This is a genomic window from Williamsia muralis (genome assembly GCF_051487485.1).
Taxonomy (GTDB): Bacteria; Actinomycetota; Actinomycetes; order Mycobacteriales; family Mycobacteriaceae; genus Williamsia; species Williamsia muralis_B.
Window position 1 is genome coordinate 55,272 of record NZ_JAHVCV010000005.1, and the last position, 16,914, is coordinate 72,185.

Below are 16,914 nucleotides of genomic sequence, written 5' to 3' on the forward strand. Positions count from 1 at the left end.
GCGAGGGCCGGCCGGCGGTCAGCGATAGCCTGGGCACATGAGTGATTCGCAGGTCCGCGTCCGTTTCTGTCCATCACCGACCGGCACCCCCCACGTCGGTCTGGTGCGTACCGCGCTGTTCAACTTCGTCCACGCGCGGCACACCGGCGGCACTTTCGTGTTTCGCATCGAGGACACCGACGCGGCGCGAGACAGCGAGGAGTCGTACCAGTCCTTGCTCGACGCCCTTCGCTGGCTCGGGCTCGAGTGGGACGAGGGCCCCGAGGTCGGTGGCCCGTACGAGCCGTACCGTCAGTCGCTGCGCAAGGCACAGCATCTCGACGTGGTCGCCAAGCTGCTCGAGGCCGGCGAAGCGTATGAGGCCTTCTCGACGGCCGACGAGGTCGAGGCCCGCCACAAGGCGGCCGGCCGCGACCCCAAGTTGGGTTACGACAACTTCGACCGCACCCTGACCGATGAGCAGAAGCAGGCCTACCGTGACGAAGGCCGAACCTCGGTGGTGCGTTTGCCGATGCCCGACCGCGACATCGAGTGGGACGATCTGGTGCGTGGCCGCACGGTGATCCGGGCGGGCACGGTCCCCGACTTCGCCTTGACACGCGGCAACGGTGATCCGTTGTACACGTTGGTCAATCCGGTCGACGACGCCTTGATGAACATCACCCACGTACTGCGGGGTGAGGATCTGCTGTCGTCCACGCCTCGCCAGATCGCGCTGTACGAGGCGCTGGCCCGGATCGGAATCGCAAAGGGCACACCAGAATTCGGTCACCTTCCGTTTGTGATGGGCGAAGGTAACAAGAAGTTGTCGAAGCGCGACCCGGAATCGAGTCTGTTCCACCACCGCGACCGGGGATTCATCCCCGAGGGGCTGCTGAATTACCTGGCGCTACTCGGCTGGGGTATCGCCGACGATCACGACATCTTCACCCTCGACGAGATGATCGCGGCGTTCGACATCCGTCAGGTCAACTCCAACCCGGCCCGGTTCGACCAGAAGAAGGCCGACGCAATCAACGCCGAGCACATTCGACGCTTGGCTCCGGAGGACTTCGCCGACCGGCTGCGCACGTACCTGGTCTCCGTTGGGCTGCTGACCCAGCCTGTGGACGACAAACAGTTCACCGTGGTGGCCGATCTGGTGCAGACCCGCATCCAGGTTCTCGGTGACGCATGGGGTCTGATCGCGTTCCTCTATGTTCCCGACAGCGAGTTCGCCATCGACGAGACGGCTGCGCGCAAGAACCTGGGAGCTGACGCCGGGCCGGTGCTCGACGCCACCATCGCCGCTCTGAGCGCTCTGGACGAGTGGACCACCCCCGCGATCGAGGCGGCCCTCAAAGATTCGCTGGTGGACAAGCTGGAGCTCAAGCCGCGCAAGGCGTTCGGTCCGGTGCGGGTGGCGGTGACCGGATCCCACATCAGCCCGCCACTGTTCGAGTCGCTCGAGCTACTCGGCGAGGCGCGCAGTCTCGATCGTTTGCGGCAAGCCCGGGCAAACTTCTGCTGAAAACCCGTTCTGAGCTGGCGATTGTAGGTTCTGGCGGGGGGTTTGATACCCTTCTTTTCGGCGCTTTTCCGGCGGTCACAAGCGGCTTGGAAAGCAGCCATTGGGGTATGGTGTAATTGGCAACACAGCGGTTTCTGGTACCGCCATTCTAGGTTCGAGTCCTGGTACCCCAGCGTTCACAGCGCAGCTGTGACAGTTCTGGCCCCGTCGTCTAGCGGCCTAGGACGCCGCCCTCTCAAGGCGGTAGCGCGGGTTCGAATCCCGTCGGGGCTACAACAGAAAGACCCTCTCATCTGCAACGCAGGGGAGAGGGTCTTTTGTTTTGGGTCAGGGCAGCAGCGTCTCTAGGTCGGCAGAGTCTGTCTCCCCGATTCAATCGGTGGACGGTGTGGAGATACGAACGGCCCCGGTGGGATGCCAGGCCAGCGAGCCGTTTTCGAAGTCCTGTGCTCGGCCGCCGTTGTACTCGTACTCGTTGGACACCGGCCAACCCAGCTCACCGGTTTCGGCCCCTCGGCGGTAGTACGCGTCGCCGATCACGCCGTGCACGTGATGTCCGGGGTCGGCGCCCAATCTGCGGAACACCACGCCGCGTTCGAACGCCTGGATGTCGCCCACGCCCTCCACAAAGGTGTGCCCGCGCACGGGGTATCCCAGAGGACCGTTCTCCCAGTTCAATCCGGCCCAGTACTCGAAGATGCGCATGTTCACCGCATGTGCGCCGAACCGCGGGTGCCAGTAGATGTAGCCGGCGCGGAACTTCGCGTACCTGCCTGCGCCGTCTGATCCGCAGATCATCTCACCGGGCGTCTCACGTTCTCCCAGCCAGAAACCCGCGGCCTTCTGGACTTCATCGATCTGGTTGACCGCAGGCGGTGTCGGGCCTCGGTTGATCTGTTGCTGGATGTCTTGCCGGAACGCATCCATGTCGATGCCGCCCGGGTCCCACTTACCCTGCGAGCGGCCGGCCCATTCCTTGTGGCCGATGACCCGATCTGCGCCCAGTCCGAGCTGTCGGCAGATCGCTGCACACACCTTCACGTAAGCCCAGTACTGCGCCGCGGACCATCCTTCGGTGCCGCTGTTCTCCGCCTCGATCCCGATGGAGACCCGGTTGGCATCATCGGTGGGAATGCCGGGCCAGTCGCCAGGACCGGCATGCCAGGCGATGCCCGCGCCGACAACCGTCGCGACTCCATTGCGGGCAAGGTGTATCTGGGAACTCAGTCCCAAATCGGGGTGCTCAGCGATGGATCGAGGACTGGCGTTTCCACCGGTGTGGTGTGCCATGACATGGGTGATCTCCCCGAAGTCGCCGTGGCCGCGGTCGCGCCAGCCCGGATACTCCACGGTCTCCACACCCTCTGCGCGCAGAACGTCGGCGAGCCAGACGGGATTTGCCACGGCAGCGTCTCCTTGGTGTCTTGTCGGGTGCGGTCGCGTCAGAGAGGTTGGGCGACGTGGAACACCATCCAGGCCGCCCAGCGCCCCGGTTGCACGGCGAGCGTGGTGATCTCCACCTGGCCGTCCATCACGATCGGGACGTTGACGAAGGCTTGCGCTCGAACGCCTTCGGCGAGCCAGGTCTGGATCGAGTCGGGATCGGCATCGTGATGGAGCCGGTAGTTCAACTCGCGGCCAGAGTCCGAGACGAGGCGCAGATAGTGCACCATCGGTACCTCCTCGAGTACGGGGTCAACCCGATGAGCGTACAAAAGCCGTCGGACAGGGGAGTGGATCCATCGCTCGTGCGTCTGTGACGCGTCGTTCGGGCGGCGAGTTGAAGAAAGCCACGTGCCTGACGCAGGATTGGCCAATGACCAAGAAGATGACGAAGAACGAGCTGCTCACCGAACTCGACCTGAGGATCGGATCATCATCACCGGATATGCCGGGGACGTCATCGACAACCAGCGCCACCGAGAGTGCGGACGACATCCATGCGAGGGATGCGAAATTGTCGTCGTGGCGCGATCAGGTCCAGAAGGCCAACGACGGTGACCCGGTCCTGGACGAGATCGCCGCGCACCTGGCCGAGTGATCACACACTCGGCGGTCGGTGCACGCGATCACTGCTGGTTCAAGAACTCAGCTGTGCTGCCGGCCAACGGGATCTCGGGCATACCCAGCTTGCGGTGATCCCAGCTGCGGACGCGGTCGGGTGAGACCCGGACCGCCACGCGCTTGTTCATCATCTGGTCCACGAACGGTCGCATCTCTTCGGTGTACGGGCCGTTGTAGCGTTCCCACACACTGATCCCGACCTTCAGGATGGTGTCGGGATCGTCGTGGATCGATGCGGTGCCTTCGATTGCGACGCCGCGGAGTTTGTCGTAGGTCAGGCCGTCTTCGATCATCACGGTGCAGATCGGGTTGCGGCGCACGTTCACCGCCTTCTGTGATTTGGCCTTGGTCTCGAACCAGATCTCGCCGTCGATCACCGCGTACCACATCGCGACGAGGTGAGGCCTGCCCTGAGCGGACACCGTTGCCAGTGTCGCGGTTCGGCTCTGGACGATGAACGTCGAGATCTCGTCCTCGCTCATGACAATCTTGCCGCGCTCGTTCGTACCCACTCGGTGCCCTCTCGCCGCGGGAGAGTGATGGGTCGATCGCCCCTCAATCTCCGTCTCAGATGAACGTGTTCTCACACACTAATGCCGCGCTACAGCCGCTTGTTGATCGCATCGGCTGCAGCCAGCAGGTCAGCGGCCCATCGCGATCCCGGCCGCCGGCCCATCCGGTCGATCGGGCCGGATACCGAGATCGCCGCGATCACCTCGCCGCTGGGGCTGCGAACCGGGGCGGACACACTCGCGACGCCGGGCTCGCGTTCTCCGACGCTCTGCGCCCAGCCGCGTCGACGCACCTCGAGCAATGTCCGCTCGCTGAATCCGTTCTCTCCCAACAACAATCGCGCGGTCGCCGGATCAGACCAGGCAAGAAGAACCTTCGCTCCGGAACCGGCGTTCATCGGCAGACGCGCGCCAACCGGGACCGTGTCCCGAAGTCCCGACGGCGGTTCGATCGCCGCGACACAGATGCGGTCGGCACCCTCGCGGCGATAGAGCTGCACACTTTCCCCGGTGATCTCGCGCAGCCTCGGCAGCACCAGGGCTGCGGCCTCGCGGACCGTGTCGGTGGCTCCGGCAGCCAATTCGCCCAAGACCGGACCCGGGCACCACAAGCCGGATGTGTTGCGTGCCAGCAGTCGATGGGTCTCGAGGCCGACCGCCAATCGGTGCGCGGTGGCGCGGGGCAGGCCGGTGCGTGAACAGAGCTCTCCCAGATTGCACGGGCCCTCGGCGACGGCGTGCAGAACTGCAACGGATTTGTCCAGAACACCGATGCCACTGGAGGTGGCCGATGCGGTATCATTTCTCACAAGCCGATACTATGCTCTCGCATACTGAGATGCCAGCCCCAACTCGGTAAGACAGAAAAGTGGTGATTGTGGTGACCGACCGTCCGATGACCCTGGCCGAAAAGGTCTGGGAAGAGCATGTTGTGGTCCGCGGTGAGGGAGAAGGATCCTCACGCAACCCCGACTTGATCTACATCGATCTACATCTCGTGCACGAGGTGACCAGCCCGCAGGCATTCGATGGGCTCCGCCTCGCGAACCGTCCGGTGCGCAGGCCCGACCTCACGATCGCGACCGAGGACCACAACGTCCCGACGGTCGACATCGACAAGGTCATCGCCGACCCCATCTCGCGGTTGCAGGTGGACACCCTTCGCCGCAACTGTGAAGAGTTCGGTATCCGACTGCATTCGATGGGCGACGCCGAACAGGGCATCGTCCACATCATCGGGCCGCAGCTCGGACTCACCCTGCCGGGTATGACAGTGGTCTGCGGTGACAGCCACACCTCGACCCACGGCGCCTTCGGTGCGATCGCGATGGGCATCGGCACCTCCGAGGTCGAACACGTCATGGCAACTCAGACATTGTCGTTGCGCCCCTTCAAGACAATGGCGATCACCGTCGACGGCGAGCTGCCGCCCGGCGTGACGAGCAAGGACCTGATCTTGGCGATCATTGCCAAGATCGGCACCGGCGGGGGGCAGGGTTACGTTCTCGAGTACCGCGGGTCGGCGATCGAGAAGCTGTCGATGGAAGCACGGATGACCGTGTGCAACATGTCGATTGAGGCCGGCGCACGGGCGGGTCTTATCGCTCCCGACGACATCACCTTCGAGTTCATCAAGGGCCGTCCGCACGCCCCGCAGGGTGCCGATTGGGACGCGGCGGTGGAGAATTGGCGACAATTGCGTACCGATCCGGACGCTGTCTTCGATGCCGAGGTGCACATCGACGCCGCGTCGCTGACGCCGTTCGTCACCTGGGGGACCAACCCCGGTCAGGGCGCGCCCCTCGGTGCCACAGTGCCCGACCCGGCCGAGATGACCGACGAGGGACTGGCCGCCTCGGCGCAGAAGGCGCTCGAGTACATGGATTTGAAGCCCGGAACCCCACTGCGTGAGGTGGAGGTGGACACCGTCTTCGTCGGATCGTGCACCAACGGGCGCATCGAGGATCTGCGTGCGGTGGCCGAGATCCTCGACGGTCGCAAGATCGCCGACGGGATGCGCATGCTGATCGTCCCGGGGTCCACCCGTGTGCGGCTGCAGGCCGAACAGGAGGGCCTCGGTGAGATATTCGATGCCGCAGGCGCACAGTGGCGACAGGCGGGGTGCTCGATGTGTCTGGGGATGAACCCGGACCAGCTGGCGCCAGGGGAACGGTGTGCGTCCACATCGAACCGGAATTTCGAAGGGCGACAGGGCAAGGGCGGCCGAACCCATCTGGTCTCACCGGCCGTGGCGGCGGCCACCGCGATCCGCGGTCGGCTTTCTGCGCCCACGGATCTGCCCGATCCCGTCCGATAAACCTCACAGGCCGAATAGAAAGAACAGACGATGGAACCGATCACCACGCACACCGGCATCGGCGTCCCGATGCGCAGGGGCAACGTCGACACCGATCAGATCATCCCGGCGGTCTACCTGAAGCGGGTGACTCGCACGGGCTTTGAGGACGGTTTGTTCGCCGCGTGGCGCAACGACCCCGATTTTGTCCTCAACACCGAGCCGTACAACCGCGGCTCGGTGCTCGTGGCCGGGCCCGACTTCGGCACCGGGTCGTCGCGCGAGCACGCCGTCTGGGCGTTATCCGACTTCGGATTTCGGGTTGTCATCTCGTCGAGATTCGCCGATATCTTCCGCGGGAACGCCGGAAAAGCGGGTTTGGTGGCCGCCCAGGTGGAGCAGCCGGACGTCGAACTGCTCTGGAAACGGCTCGAAGAGCAGCCCGGACTGGAATTGACGGTGAGCCTTGAAGATCAGACCGTCACCGCAGGGGACCTAGTGGTGCGCTTTGCAATTGATGAGTACACAAGGTGGCGTCTGATGGAGGGTCTGGACGACATCGGACTGACATTGCGGCAGGTCGAAGCCATTTCTGCGTTTGAAAAGGTAAGGCCCGTATGGAAACCGAAAACCCTGCCGGTCCCTCCCTCGGGAGCCTGAAGCCGGCCTCTGACGTAACCTGTTAGAGGACAAACCTTTCGCCACGCCGGGTGAATTTGGCGTGGATCGTGGACGTTTTGCCATTTGACGTTTACCGTGTCCTGTAGCTGGCCCAAAGTGGGCCAACAGTTTGCGGAGGTTGAATCCATGAACAAGGCAGAGCTCATCGAGGAACTGACAAAGAAGTTGGGGACCGATCGCCGGACGGCTACAGATGCCGTTGAGCACATCGTCGATACGATCGTTCGCGCTGTGAACAAAGGCGAGAGCGTCACGATCACCGGCTTTGGTGTTTTCGAAAAGCGTCGCCGCGCTGCACGGGTTGCCCGCAACCCCCGCACCGGTGAAACAGTCAAGGTCCGTCCGACTTGGGTTCCGGCATTCCGTCCGGGCGCCCAGTTCAAGTTGGTGGTTTCCGGCAAGCAGAAGCTGAGCGCGTCGGGACCAGCAGTCAAGCGGGGCAGTGCAACTGCTTCGAGCAGTGCACCGGCCAAGAAGACCGCCGCAAAGAAGGCGGCTCCGGCCAAGAAGGCGGCCACTCCGGCCAAGAAGACCGCCGCGAAGAAGACCACGGCAGCTCCGGCCAAGAAGACTGCTGCCAAGAAGACCACGGCAGCTCCGGCCAAGAAGACTGCTGCCAAGAAGACCACGGCAGCTCCGGCCAAGAAGACTGCTGCCAAGAAGACCACGGCAGCTCCGGCCAAGAAGACCGCTGCCAAGAAGGCTCCGGCCAAGAAGACCGCTGCAAAGCGCACAAGCAAGTAGCCAGACCAGCACCAGACCGAACAAACCCCGGCGGACCTTCCCTCCGCCGGGGTTTGTTTTGTGTTGTGTGGCCACCCCTACGCGCTACGGCAACGCGGGACGCCCCGAGATCAGGTGCCGGGGCTGCCGGGCAGTGGGCTGTCGATGTGGTTGGCAGCAACCAATTTGCCGTCCAACAAAGAAAGCACCCACACGCTCGCCTTACGATTTCGTGCGGGCGGCAGCTTCACACCGTCGTGCGCCGACCACCACTTCATCAGCGGCGGGATGACCTTGCCCTGGCTGCACACGACATGGATCCCGCTCTCGCAACCGATCTCTCGGATCCGCCGCCGCCCCGGCTTGGGATCTTCGTTGAATGCTTCCTCGGCCAGGCTGGGTTCACTGATGATCGACACACCCAGCTCATCAGCAAGAGGTGCCACTGTCTGCTCGCACCGAACGCGGTCAGCGGAGTGCACGTGCGTGGGCCCGAACGCGAGCAACTGTCCGAGCAATGCCTCGGACTGGGTTCGGCCGACCTTCTCCAACGGCCGCAGACGGTCGTCGCCGTGGTACCGAGATTTGCGGCCCGCCTTGGCGTGACGTACCAGCAGCACCGTATCGAGTCGTGCGGGTAGCTGTTCGAAAGTTGCCAGGACCTTCTGGTCCAACCGGAAGGAAAGTTGCTCGGCGGCCGATTTGATTGGCAGCCAACGTATTTCGTCTACCTCGTGGTTGGGTGTAAAGCTGCCGTCGACCGCTTCGGCGGACCAGTAGTGCACGTGCTTGCGACCGGGTCCACGTAGGTCGTAGCTGATCATGCGTAGGTGCCGTACCAGCCGGACGTCGTAACCGGTCTCTTCTTTGATCTCCCGAACCGCGGTGCTGATCAACGTCTCGCCCGGCTCGACCTTGCCCTTGGGCAGCGTCCAGTCGTCGTACCGCGGGCGGTGGACGATCACGACTTCGACGTCACCGGCGGGGTTCTCGCGCCACACGACTCCGCCGGCCGCATAGACAACAGTGTTCTTGCCGCCTGCCGCTTTGCTCACTGGATCAGGTCGGCCCGGCTACGGTTGCGACGCATCATCTGGCGCTGATGATCACGTACCTCTTCACCCGCGGCAGGCGACGCCGTCCATCCGCCGTCCTCGCCGAGCACCCAACTGCGGGTGGTCGGGTCCATCGCCGAATTGAAGACGTCGTCGAGTTCGCGGGTCAGTCGTGGATCGCGTACCTGCGCCATCACTTCCACGCGGCGGTCGAGATTGCGGTGCATCATGTCGGCGCTGCCGATCCAGAACTCGTCGAGGGACTGGAAGTGCAGAACCCGTGAGTGCTCCAGGAATTGTCCGAGTATGGAGCGGACGGTGATGTTGTCGCTCATACCCGGAACGCCCGGCCGGAGCGCACAGATACCACGCACCACGACCTCGACAGGAACTCCGGCCTGCGACGCCCGGTACAGGGCGTCGATGACCTGTTCATCAACCAGAGCATTCATCTTCAACCGGATCCGGGCGTCGGTGTGGCCGGCCTGACGCCGTTCACACTCTCCGAGGATCCGGTCGATGATGCCCGCGCGGACTCCGTGTGGGGCGACCAACAGGTTGCGGTACGCCACCTTCCGTGAGTAGCCGGTGAGGGTGTTGAACAGATCGGTCAGGTCGGCACCGATGTCCGGAGCCGCGGTGAACAGGCCCACGTCTTCGTAGAGCCGCGCGGTTTTCGGGTTGTAGTTACCCGTTCCGATGTGGCAGTACCGGCGGATGGTGGATCCTTCACGACGCACGACGAGACATGTCTTGCAGTGCGTCTTGAGCCCGACGAGTCCGTAGACGACGTGCACGCCGGCTTGTTCGAGCTGTCGGGCCCACTTGATGTTGGCCTGCTCGTCGAAGCGGGCCTTGATCTCCACAAGCGCGACAACCTGTTTGCCGGCCTCGGCGGCGTCGATCAAAGCGTTCACGATCGGGGAGTCGCCCGAGGTGCGGTACAGCGTCTGCTTGATCGCCAGCACCTGGGGATCGGCGGCGGCTTGCTCGAGGAACCGCTGCACACTGGTGGAGAACGAGTCGTACGGGTGATGGACCAGGACGTCGCCGTCACGCAGGGTCGAGAAGATGCTCTTGGGTGTTTCGCGCTCACCGAAAGCTGGGTGGGTGGCCGGGACGAACGGCGGGTCCTTGAGAGCGGGACGGTCCACGGCGGCCACCTGGAACAGACTCGACAGGTCGAGCAGCCCGGGGACTTCGATGACGTCTGCGGGGTCGACGTCCAGCTCACGCAGCAACAGTTCGAGCATGTGCTCGGTCATGTCGTCGGCGACCTCGAGGCGGACCGGTGAACCGAAGCGTCGCCGCGCCAGTTCTCGTTCGAGTGCCTGCAGGAGATCCTCGTCGCGGTCTTCCTCCACCTCGAAATCCGCGTTGCGGGTGATGCGGAAAGCGTGGTGCTCGACGATCTCCATTCCGGGGAACAGCTGATCGAGGTGAGCTGCGATCAGATATTCCAGCGGCAGCAGAACCGTTTTCACGGGGGAGTCGGCGGTTTTCGCGTAGTTCTGCCGGAATTCCGGCGGCATGAACCGATCGACCTGAACGAAGCGGTCGACGTTGTCGGGCACCTTGACGCGCGCGAAATGTTCGCCACCTTCGGTGACGTCTTTGACGGTCACCGCAAGATTGAGGCTCAGGCCGGAGATGTACGGGAACGGGTGCGCCGGGTCGACCGCGAGCGGGGTCAGAACCGGGAAGACCTCTTCATGGAAGTACTCGGCCATCCGGCGGCGCTCGTCGTCAGTCAACTGGTCCCAGGTGATGACGTGAATGTTGTTGTCCGCCAGTGCCTTGCGGACCGAGTCGAGGAACACCCGGGCGTGACGTTCGGCCAGCACCTGTGTGCGCTGTGCGATGAGTGCGAGCTGCTCGCGCGGCGACAATCCGTCGGCGGACCGTACCGACAGGCCGGTTTCGTGTCTGCGCTTGAGCCCGGCGACACGCACCATGAAGAACTCATCGAGGTTCGAGGCGAAGATGGCCAAGAACTTTGCCCTTTCGAGCAAAGGCAGCGACGTGTCTTCTGCCAGCGCCAGAACCCGGGCGTTGAAGTCGAGCCAACTCAGTTCCCGGTTCAGGTAACGGTCTTCGGGAAGGTCCGCTGTGGCGGTGGGGGCGGCGGTGGCTGCCGGCGGGGCGGCCGGCATCGACGATCGCGGCCGGGGAGCGGGGGTCGTTGATTCGGCTGTGCTCACCAGACCATCATGGCCTATCTGTCGGAGCCCCGACACCGGGAGATCAGGTTTGTTCATCCAATTGCAAGCGTTCGAGAACGGCACTGGTGGAAGTTCCCAGGCCAAGGCGCCGTGCGGTCAGCAAATCCTCGACGGTGTCGACGTCGATCCTCAGGTCCGGCCAGCGACCGGAGTCCTCGGTGAGTTCGACTGCGCCCCGGCGACGATGTTCTCGGGCCGAATGAGCCCCGAACCGAAGGGTGTCCGCAGCGCTGAGATCGGCTGCGTTCAGGAACAGCGCGGTGGTACCGGTGCCCGAATGGTCGGCGATGAATGCCCGCTCCAGATCCGAGGACCGGTCGATGGCGGCCACGAGCGACTCGGGCCTCACCGCGGGGAGATCGGCCTGCAGCACCATGATTCGGCTGCCCGGCCACAACGACAGAGCGTGGTCGATGCCGATCGCGAAGGCGGCGTTGAGAACATCGCCGTTGAGCACGTCGCCGCGGTCCACCACAGTGCGAGCGCCACTCGCCTGCGCGGCCTCGGCCACCGATGTGTCGGGACTGACCACCACCACCTGATCGAGTCCCGCGGCTCGCACCGCTGCGAGGGTGTCGGTCAGCATGGCCAGCACCAGTTGGCGTCGGGCATTGCCGTCGACGCCCGGCGACAGCCGTGTCTTGGCTGCGCTCAGCTCTTTGACCGCGATGACGACTGCGATCGATCGCGTATCCATGACCTCCATCATGGTCGCCGGTGGTCGCGGGGGGAAAAGGCACCCCACCACCTCTGTGGCCTCTAGTCTTGGACCGTTCGAGAGAATCGGGTCGGTCCGGGCAGCGGATGTCGGCACAGTCGGACGGCTGAGAACGATGGAGAAGGTGGTGGCGTGATGCAGGCGGTCGTAATGGGCTCGGGTTCGTGGGGCACTGCGATGGCCAAGGTGTTGGTCGACGCGGGCACCCCGACGGTCTTGTGGTCGAGGAGACCCGAACTGGCGGACGCCATCAACCGCACCCACACCAACCCCGACTATCTGCCGCAGGTACCTCTGCCCGAGGGCCTGCGCGCCAGCGCCGACCTTGCCGAGGTTCTCGCGGGCGCCGACCTGGTGGTCTGTGCCGTCCCCTCCCAGTCGCTGCGCGCGAGTATGCAGACCTGGCTGCCGCACCTCGCTGACACCGCAACCCTGATGTCGTTGTCCAAGGGCGTGGAAACCGGGACGCTGCTGCGGATGAGCGAAGTGATCGCCGAGGTGACCGGTGCCGCCGCCGATCGCGTCGCGGTGCTGTCGGGGCCCAATCTCGCCGGTGAGATCGCAGTCGGCCAGCCCGCCGCGACCGTCGTCGCGTGTGAGGACGAGTCCCGGGCTCGCGACATCCAGAAGGCGTGCAGTACGAGATATTTTAGGCCGTACACCAATACGGATGTGGTCGGCTGCGAGATCGGGGGCGCGGTCAAGAACGTCATCGCGCTCGCATGTGGGATGGCGTCCGGTGTCGGACTCGGTGAGAACACCCTGGCATCCATCATCACTCGCGGTCTGGCCGAGACGATCCGCTTGGGCGTCGCGCTGGGGGCGAGACCCGAAACACTGGCCGGGCTGGCCGGGGTCGGTGACCTCGTCGCCACATGCTCCTCACCGCTGTCGCGCAATCGCACATTCGGCAGCAGGCTGGGGGAGGGCAAGACCCTGGCAGAGGCGCAAGAAGCCACCAACGGTCAGGTCGCCGAGGGTGTGAAGTCGTGCACGTCGGTACGTGCACTGGCCGAGAAACACGGTGTGGACATGCCTTTGACCGAAGCGGTTCACCAGGTCTGCCACGAAGGCCTCACGGTCACCGAGGCTATCTACTCACTGCTCGGCCGACGGACCAAGCCGGAGTAACGTGACGTCCTCAGCCGCCCAAATCGATGGGTGCGCTCGTGAGGTTCTGGTCGATCAGTTGCGAAACCTGTTGGATGGGGCCATTTCCGACGTTCTCGGGTAGCCAGATGGCCACATAGGGCCGATGGTCGACGGCGTACCAGAGGAAGCCCTTGGCCTCGGTTGTCGCCGACACCGAGAACCACTGCACCGGATCGACAACCTGCAAACCGGAGGTCGGCGAGAGCGATTCGGGCCGATCGACTCCGCAACGCACCTGTACGGGCCCGGCCACCTGGTCGCCTGGCGCCCAGGTCACCAGGCCGTCCGCAGCGGTCTCTTGCTTGCCGAATCCCTCAAAACTCTCGGGAAGGGCGGCAATGAGTTTCGCGCACTCCGGAGAGTCCCGTTCGGGCGCCGCCATCGTCTTCAGCGGGGTGTCGTCGGAGGTTGCGCCGTCTGTCCCGACCACCGCATAGGTGATGAACCCCACGATCACCATGACGGGGATCGCAACGATGCTGGCTATCACGGCCGGACTGAGCCGGCGCGTCGACGAGTCGCTCACCCCTGCCTCGTCGTACCGGTCACCACCGGGCAGGTCAACGTCCGGGTGATTCCTTCGACTTGCTGGATCTTCGGAACCACCGATTCGGTGAGGTGCGTCCCGTCGGTCGCATCCACGCGCACGATGACGTCATAAGGGCCGCTGACCTCCTCCGACGAGGCGACGCCGTCGATCTCCGAGATGGTGGCCGCTGCCACGGCGGCCTTTCCGACCTCGGTCTGGATCAGTATGTATGCCTGAACCACGGCGTTCCTTTCGCTGGCGACTGCGATCAACCGGTGGCTGACCCAAATACACTGGCACATATTCTCACCGACAACGGTGCTCAGAGGCCAATCAACAGACTCGAGATGAACAGAGGGGCGGTGAGGGGACCTGTCCAGCGATCCCGTCCGCACGGTCGGCGATGTCGGTGAGCACGAGCTGATCGCGTTGTTCACCGCACAGAACGACCCCGCTCCTGCAGATGGGGTGCTCGTGGGCCCGGGTGATGACGCCGCGGTTCTCGTCGGCAGCGGGCCGGTGGTGGTGAGCACCGATGCACTCGTCGACGGACAGCACTTCCGACTCGACTGGAGCACACCACGTCAGGTGGGCGCCAAAGCGGTGGTGGCCAATGCCGCCGACGTGATGTCGATGGGAGCCAGGGTCACCGGATTTGTGGTCTCGCTGACGTGCCCGGACCGGACACCCACGGCAACACTGGTCGGTGTGCGTGACGGAATGCGTGAGGCCGCAGCGCGGTACGGGGCGCAGGTCGTCGGTGGCGATCTCACCGCGGGCGACCAGCTGGTGATCGCGGTGACGGCGATCGGTGCGATGGACGACCGCGCACCGGTTCGTCTCTCCACGCCGGTAGCCGGCGACGTTCTCGCCGTATCGGGTCCGCTCGGTGGATCCGCCGCGGGCCTTGCCCTCCTGCAGGCGGGCGTCGACGGCTTCGCTGATCTTGTTGCCGCGCACTGCGTTCCGAAACCACACCTACAGCTGGCCCTGGCCGCAGCGGAGTCGGGCGTGCACGCGATGACCGACATCTCGGACGGCCTGTCGAGTGAACTGCGAACGATGGCAAGGATGTCCGGTCTGTCCCTTCGGGTGAACCCCGACGCCATTCCGGTGCCCGCCGACCTGATCACAGCAGCAGCAGAGCTGGGGGTCGACCCGATCCTCTGGGCGGTGGCCGGTGGAGAAGACCATGAACTACTCGCTGCCTTCGCGCCCGGTGAACTGCCGGCGGGGTGGACCGCCATCGGTTCGGTGCACGCCGCTGAAAGCGGCCCGTCCGTGGTGGTGTCGGGCTTGGATGTGTCCGACCTCGACGATGGCTGGCGGACATTCTGACCGCTGCGGTCGCGGCCGGGGGCCCGCGATACTGTGGCTGCCATGGCGATCTACGCACTCGATGACCGAGAGCCTCAATTGGGCGAAGGGGTCTACATCCATCCTGACGCGGTGGTGATCGGAGCCGTCACGCTCGAAGCGGGGGTATCGGTATGGCCCGGCGCCGTGCTCCGCGGCGACTACGGAACCATCTCCGTCGGCGAGCGGACAAACATCCAGGACGGCACCGTCATCCACTGCACACTCGTGGATGCGACGGTGATCGGGGCGCGGTGCACCATCGGGCACAACGCGCACATCGAGGGCGCCGTGATCGGCGACAACTGCCTGATCGCCTCAGGGTCGGTGGTACTCAACGGGTCTCGGATCGGAGCCGGTTCCATCGTCGGCGCCGGGGCGGTGGTGCCGTTCAAGTTCGAGGTACCCGAGCGTTCGATGGCGCTCGGTGTACCGGCGAAAATCCGTCAGAGTTACCAGGTTCCGGAAGGTCACATCGACCTGAACGTCGACCTCTATGCCAACAATGCCGCCTACTACCGAACCGCTTTGCGGCGACTCGACTAGGTGATCGGCACTTTCCCACGGTGAGGAGCGATATGTCCGACGGGCGACCACTGTCCGAACTCGTGGACGCGGGCTGGGCGAAAGCCCTCGAACCGGTGGCCGACGATGTCGCGCGGATGGGTGAGTTCCTGCGTGCCGAGCTGGCCGCAGGGCGAACGTATCTGCCGTCGGGGCCCAACGTCTTGCGCGCGTTCACCCGTCCCTTCGACGAGGTGAGAGTTCTCGTGGTGGGCCAAGACCCGTATCCGACACCCGGACATGCTGTGGGACTGAGCTTTTCGGTGGCACCGGAGGTGAGACCGGTTCCTCGCAGCCTCGGGAACATCTTCACCGAGTACGGTTCCGATCTCGGATTGCCGCGACCGTCGAACGGGGACCTGACACCCTGGGCGGATCAAGGGGTACTGCTGCTCAATCGGGTTCTCACGGTCGCGCCCGGGACCCCGGCGAGCCATCGCGGCAAGGGGTGGGAGGCAGTCACCGAGTGTGCCATCAAGGCCTTGGCGGCTCGAGATCGTCCGTTGGTGGCGATTCTGTGGGGGAAAGATGCGGCATCGCTTGCGCCCTGGTTGCCCGGGGTCGCGACGATCACGTCTCCGCATCCGTCGCCGCTGTCGGCAAGCCGCGGATTCTTCGGGTCGAAGCCGTTCTCGCGTGCCAATGCCGCGCTCGCCGAACAGGGTGCCGATGAGGTGGATTGGCGCCTGCCGTGACGGCGCCGGCGACTACTTGCCGTTGATGGAGGAGAAATCCGGCTTGCGTTTGCCGACGAATGCGTCGACGCCTTCGACTCCGTCGGGCTGGCCGGACAGTGCCGAGATCGATGCCGCCTCGGCGTCGAGCTGATCGCTGAGCGTGGACGTCGGGGAGTTCGTGAGAAGTGCCCGGGTGGCGGACAACGCTCGCCACGGGCCGGCCGCGATCGCCGATGCAGCGGCTTCTGCGGTCGCCAGAACCTCGTCGTCTTCGACGACGCGTGAGAGCAAACCGAGTTCGAGTGAACCGGCCGCGTCCACGATCCGGTTGGTCAAGATGATGTCGCGGGCACGGGCGGCTCCGACAACCCGGGGAAGCGACCACGTGAGGCCGCCGTCCGGACTGAGGCCGATCCCGATGTAGGCCGGACGCATCTTGGTGGATGTGCCACCGATGGCGACATCGCTGTGCGTCACCAAACTCATCCCGGCGCCGGCGGCCCAACCGTGCACTGCTGCGACGATCGGGAGATCGGCTCCGACGAGAGCTCGGATGAAGTGGTGGAAGTCACCGGCGAGACCACCGAGGAATTCAGGTCGGTCGTCGGCAGCCGCGAAGTCGCGAACGTTGCCGCCCGCGCAGAAGTTGGCGCCGGTACCGACGAGAAGAATGGCGCCGGCTTTGATCTCGCCACGCGCCACCTGAAGCAAGACCTCGGTGCCGCGGTTGAAGTAACCGCGGTCGAGGGAGTTGCCCGCTTTGTCAGACGCGACGGCGATCCGCAGAACGCCGTCGTCGCTGAGCTGGACGGAATCGGACTCGACGGTCGATTCCGGCCGTGTGTCGGTCACGGG

General features: G+C 64.6%; 19 protein-coding genes and 2 tRNA genes. 11 read left to right on the plus strand and 10 right to left on the minus strand.

Translation table 11 applies throughout. The features are described from left to right. Positions 1 to 37: 37 nt before the first annotated feature. The 3 genes from gltX to KXR83_RS14490 all read left to right on the plus strand — a co-directional run bounded on the left by gltX (position 38) and on the right by KXR83_RS14490 (position 1,783). On the plus strand, positions 38 to 1,510 hold the full coding sequence (gene gltX, locus KXR83_RS14480; protein WP_437425423.1) for a glutamate--tRNA ligase: 1,473 nt from the start codon (positions 38 to 40) through the stop codon (positions 1,508 to 1,510). 101 nt (positions 1,511 to 1,611) lie between these two features. Continuing rightward, a tRNA-Gln gene (locus KXR83_RS14485) sits at positions 1,612 to 1,683 on the plus strand. A gap of 27 nt (positions 1,684 to 1,710) precedes the next feature. Beyond that, positions 1,711 to 1,783 (plus strand) — tRNA-Glu (locus KXR83_RS14490). Between the two features lie 99 nt (positions 1,784 to 1,882). Here the strand turns inward: KXR83_RS14490 and KXR83_RS14495 are convergent. Both KXR83_RS14495 and KXR83_RS14500 read right to left on the minus strand, forming a co-directional pair. Further along, entirely contained in the window at positions 1,883 to 2,914 is a 1,032-nt protein-coding gene (locus tag KXR83_RS14495) for an N-acetylmuramoyl-L-alanine amidase (RefSeq protein WP_437425424.1), read from the minus strand. A 38-nt stretch (positions 2,915 to 2,952) separates the two neighbouring features. Then, the gene (locus KXR83_RS14500) at positions 2,953 to 3,183 is read right to left on the minus strand and encodes a hypothetical protein (RefSeq protein WP_030172015.1); all 231 of its coding nucleotides are present in this window, start codon (positions 3,181 to 3,183) and stop codon (positions 2,953 to 2,955) included. Between the two features lie 143 nt (positions 3,184 to 3,326). Here KXR83_RS14500 and KXR83_RS14505 point away from each other — a divergent pair, with 143 nt between their 5' ends. Then, entirely contained in the window at positions 3,327 to 3,551 is a 225-nt protein-coding gene (locus KXR83_RS14505; RefSeq protein WP_437425425.1) for a hypothetical protein, read from the plus strand. 28 nt (positions 3,552 to 3,579) lie between these two features. Here the strand turns inward: KXR83_RS14505 and KXR83_RS14510 are convergent, their stop codons facing one another. After that, positions 3,580 to 4,086, minus strand: a complete 507-nt coding sequence (locus KXR83_RS14510) for a pyridoxamine 5'-phosphate oxidase family protein (protein ID WP_023963788.1) — start codon at positions 4,084 to 4,086, stop codon at positions 3,580 to 3,582. Positions 4,087 to 4,175: 89 nt separating this feature from the next. Further along, the gene (locus KXR83_RS14515) at positions 4,176 to 4,895 is read right to left on the minus strand and encodes an IclR family transcriptional regulator (RefSeq protein ID WP_437425426.1); all 720 of its coding nucleotides are present in this window, start codon (positions 4,893 to 4,895) and stop codon (positions 4,176 to 4,178) included. Between the two features lie 86 nt (positions 4,896 to 4,981). Here KXR83_RS14515 and leuC point away from each other — a divergent pair, with 86 nt between their 5' ends. The 3 genes from leuC (at position 4,982) to KXR83_RS14530 (ending at position 7,807) form a co-directional block, all read left to right on the plus strand. Continuing rightward, the gene (leuC, locus tag KXR83_RS14520; RefSeq protein ID WP_437425837.1) at positions 4,982 to 6,403 is read left to right on the plus strand and encodes a 3-isopropylmalate dehydratase large subunit; all 1,422 of its coding nucleotides are present in this window, start codon (positions 4,982 to 4,984) and stop codon (positions 6,401 to 6,403) included. 30 nt (positions 6,404 to 6,433) lie between these two features. Further along, on the plus strand, positions 6,434 to 7,042 hold the full coding sequence (gene leuD / locus KXR83_RS14525) for a 3-isopropylmalate dehydratase small subunit (protein WP_437425427.1): 609 nt from the start codon (positions 6,434 to 6,436) through the stop codon (positions 7,040 to 7,042). Between the two features lie 147 nt (positions 7,043 to 7,189). Next, a complete protein-coding gene (locus tag KXR83_RS14530; protein ID WP_415668961.1) occupies positions 7,190 to 7,807 on the plus strand; it encodes an HU family DNA-binding protein in 618 nt (205 codons plus the stop codon). A gap of 110 nt (positions 7,808 to 7,917) precedes the next feature. Here KXR83_RS14530 and KXR83_RS14535 read toward each other — a convergent pair whose 3' ends face one another. The 3 genes from KXR83_RS14535 to cofC form a co-directional block, all read right to left on the minus strand. After that, positions 7,918 to 8,841: an NUDIX hydrolase gene (locus KXR83_RS14535; protein ID WP_437425428.1), complete on the minus strand. Its 924-nt coding sequence runs from the start codon at positions 8,839 to 8,841 to the stop codon at positions 7,918 to 7,920. Beyond that, positions 8,838 to 10,994 carry an RNA degradosome polyphosphate kinase gene (locus KXR83_RS14540; protein ID WP_437425838.1) on the minus strand — a complete coding sequence of 719 codons (2,157 nt, stop codon included), beginning with the start codon at positions 10,992 to 10,994 and terminating at the stop codon, positions 8,838 to 8,840. The genes KXR83_RS14535 and KXR83_RS14540 overlap by 4 nt, the downstream gene beginning before the upstream one ends. Before the next feature lie 91 nt (positions 10,995 to 11,085). After that, complete coding sequence (gene cofC / locus KXR83_RS14545; RefSeq protein ID WP_437425429.1) at positions 11,086 to 11,760, minus strand: 2-phospho-L-lactate guanylyltransferase; 675 nt, start codon at positions 11,758 to 11,760, stop codon at positions 11,086 to 11,088. Between the two features lie 156 nt (positions 11,761 to 11,916). On the opposite strand from cofC, the gene KXR83_RS14550 reads away from it, so the two are divergent. After that, complete coding sequence (locus tag KXR83_RS14550) at positions 11,917 to 12,912, plus strand: NAD(P)H-dependent glycerol-3-phosphate dehydrogenase (RefSeq protein WP_437425430.1); 996 nt, start codon at positions 11,917 to 11,919, stop codon at positions 12,910 to 12,912. A 10-nt stretch (positions 12,913 to 12,922) separates the two neighbouring features. Here the strand turns inward: KXR83_RS14550 and KXR83_RS14555 are convergent, their stop codons facing one another. Both KXR83_RS14555 and KXR83_RS14560 read right to left on the minus strand, forming a co-directional pair. After that, positions 12,923 to 13,459 carry a DUF3515 domain-containing protein gene (locus KXR83_RS14555; protein ID WP_437425431.1) on the minus strand — a complete coding sequence of 179 codons (537 nt, stop codon included), beginning with the start codon at positions 13,457 to 13,459 and terminating at the stop codon, positions 12,923 to 12,925. Continuing rightward, on the minus strand, positions 13,456 to 13,764 hold the full coding sequence (locus KXR83_RS14560; RefSeq protein ID WP_437425432.1) for an Lrp/AsnC ligand binding domain-containing protein: 309 nt from the start codon (positions 13,762 to 13,764) through the stop codon (positions 13,456 to 13,458). Before KXR83_RS14560 ends, KXR83_RS14555 begins: the two co-directional genes overlap by 4 nt. A 70-nt stretch (positions 13,765 to 13,834) precedes the next feature. Here KXR83_RS14560 and KXR83_RS14565 point away from each other — a divergent pair, with 70 nt between their 5' ends. The 3 genes from KXR83_RS14565 to KXR83_RS14575 are packed head-to-tail and all read left to right on the plus strand — an operon-like array spanning position 13,835 to position 16,077. Then, positions 13,835 to 14,800 carry a thiamine-phosphate kinase gene (locus KXR83_RS14565; RefSeq protein WP_437425839.1) on the plus strand — a complete coding sequence of 322 codons (966 nt, stop codon included), beginning with the start codon at positions 13,835 to 13,837 and terminating at the stop codon, positions 14,798 to 14,800. Between the two features lie 42 nt (positions 14,801 to 14,842). Then, positions 14,843 to 15,364, plus strand: a complete 522-nt coding sequence (locus KXR83_RS14570) for a gamma carbonic anhydrase family protein (RefSeq protein WP_437425433.1) — start codon at positions 14,843 to 14,845, stop codon at positions 15,362 to 15,364. Between the two features lie 32 nt (positions 15,365 to 15,396). After that, positions 15,397 to 16,077 carry a uracil-DNA glycosylase gene (locus tag KXR83_RS14575; RefSeq protein WP_437425434.1) on the plus strand — a complete coding sequence of 227 codons (681 nt, stop codon included), beginning with the start codon at positions 15,397 to 15,399 and terminating at the stop codon, positions 16,075 to 16,077. A 12-nt stretch (positions 16,078 to 16,089) separates the two neighbouring features. On the opposite strand, the gene KXR83_RS14580 is transcribed toward KXR83_RS14575, so the two are convergent. Beyond that, entirely contained in the window at positions 16,090 to 16,911 is an 822-nt protein-coding gene (locus tag KXR83_RS14580) for an enoyl-CoA hydratase/isomerase family protein (RefSeq protein ID WP_437425435.1), read from the minus strand. Positions 16,912 to 16,914 lie beyond the last annotated feature (3 nt).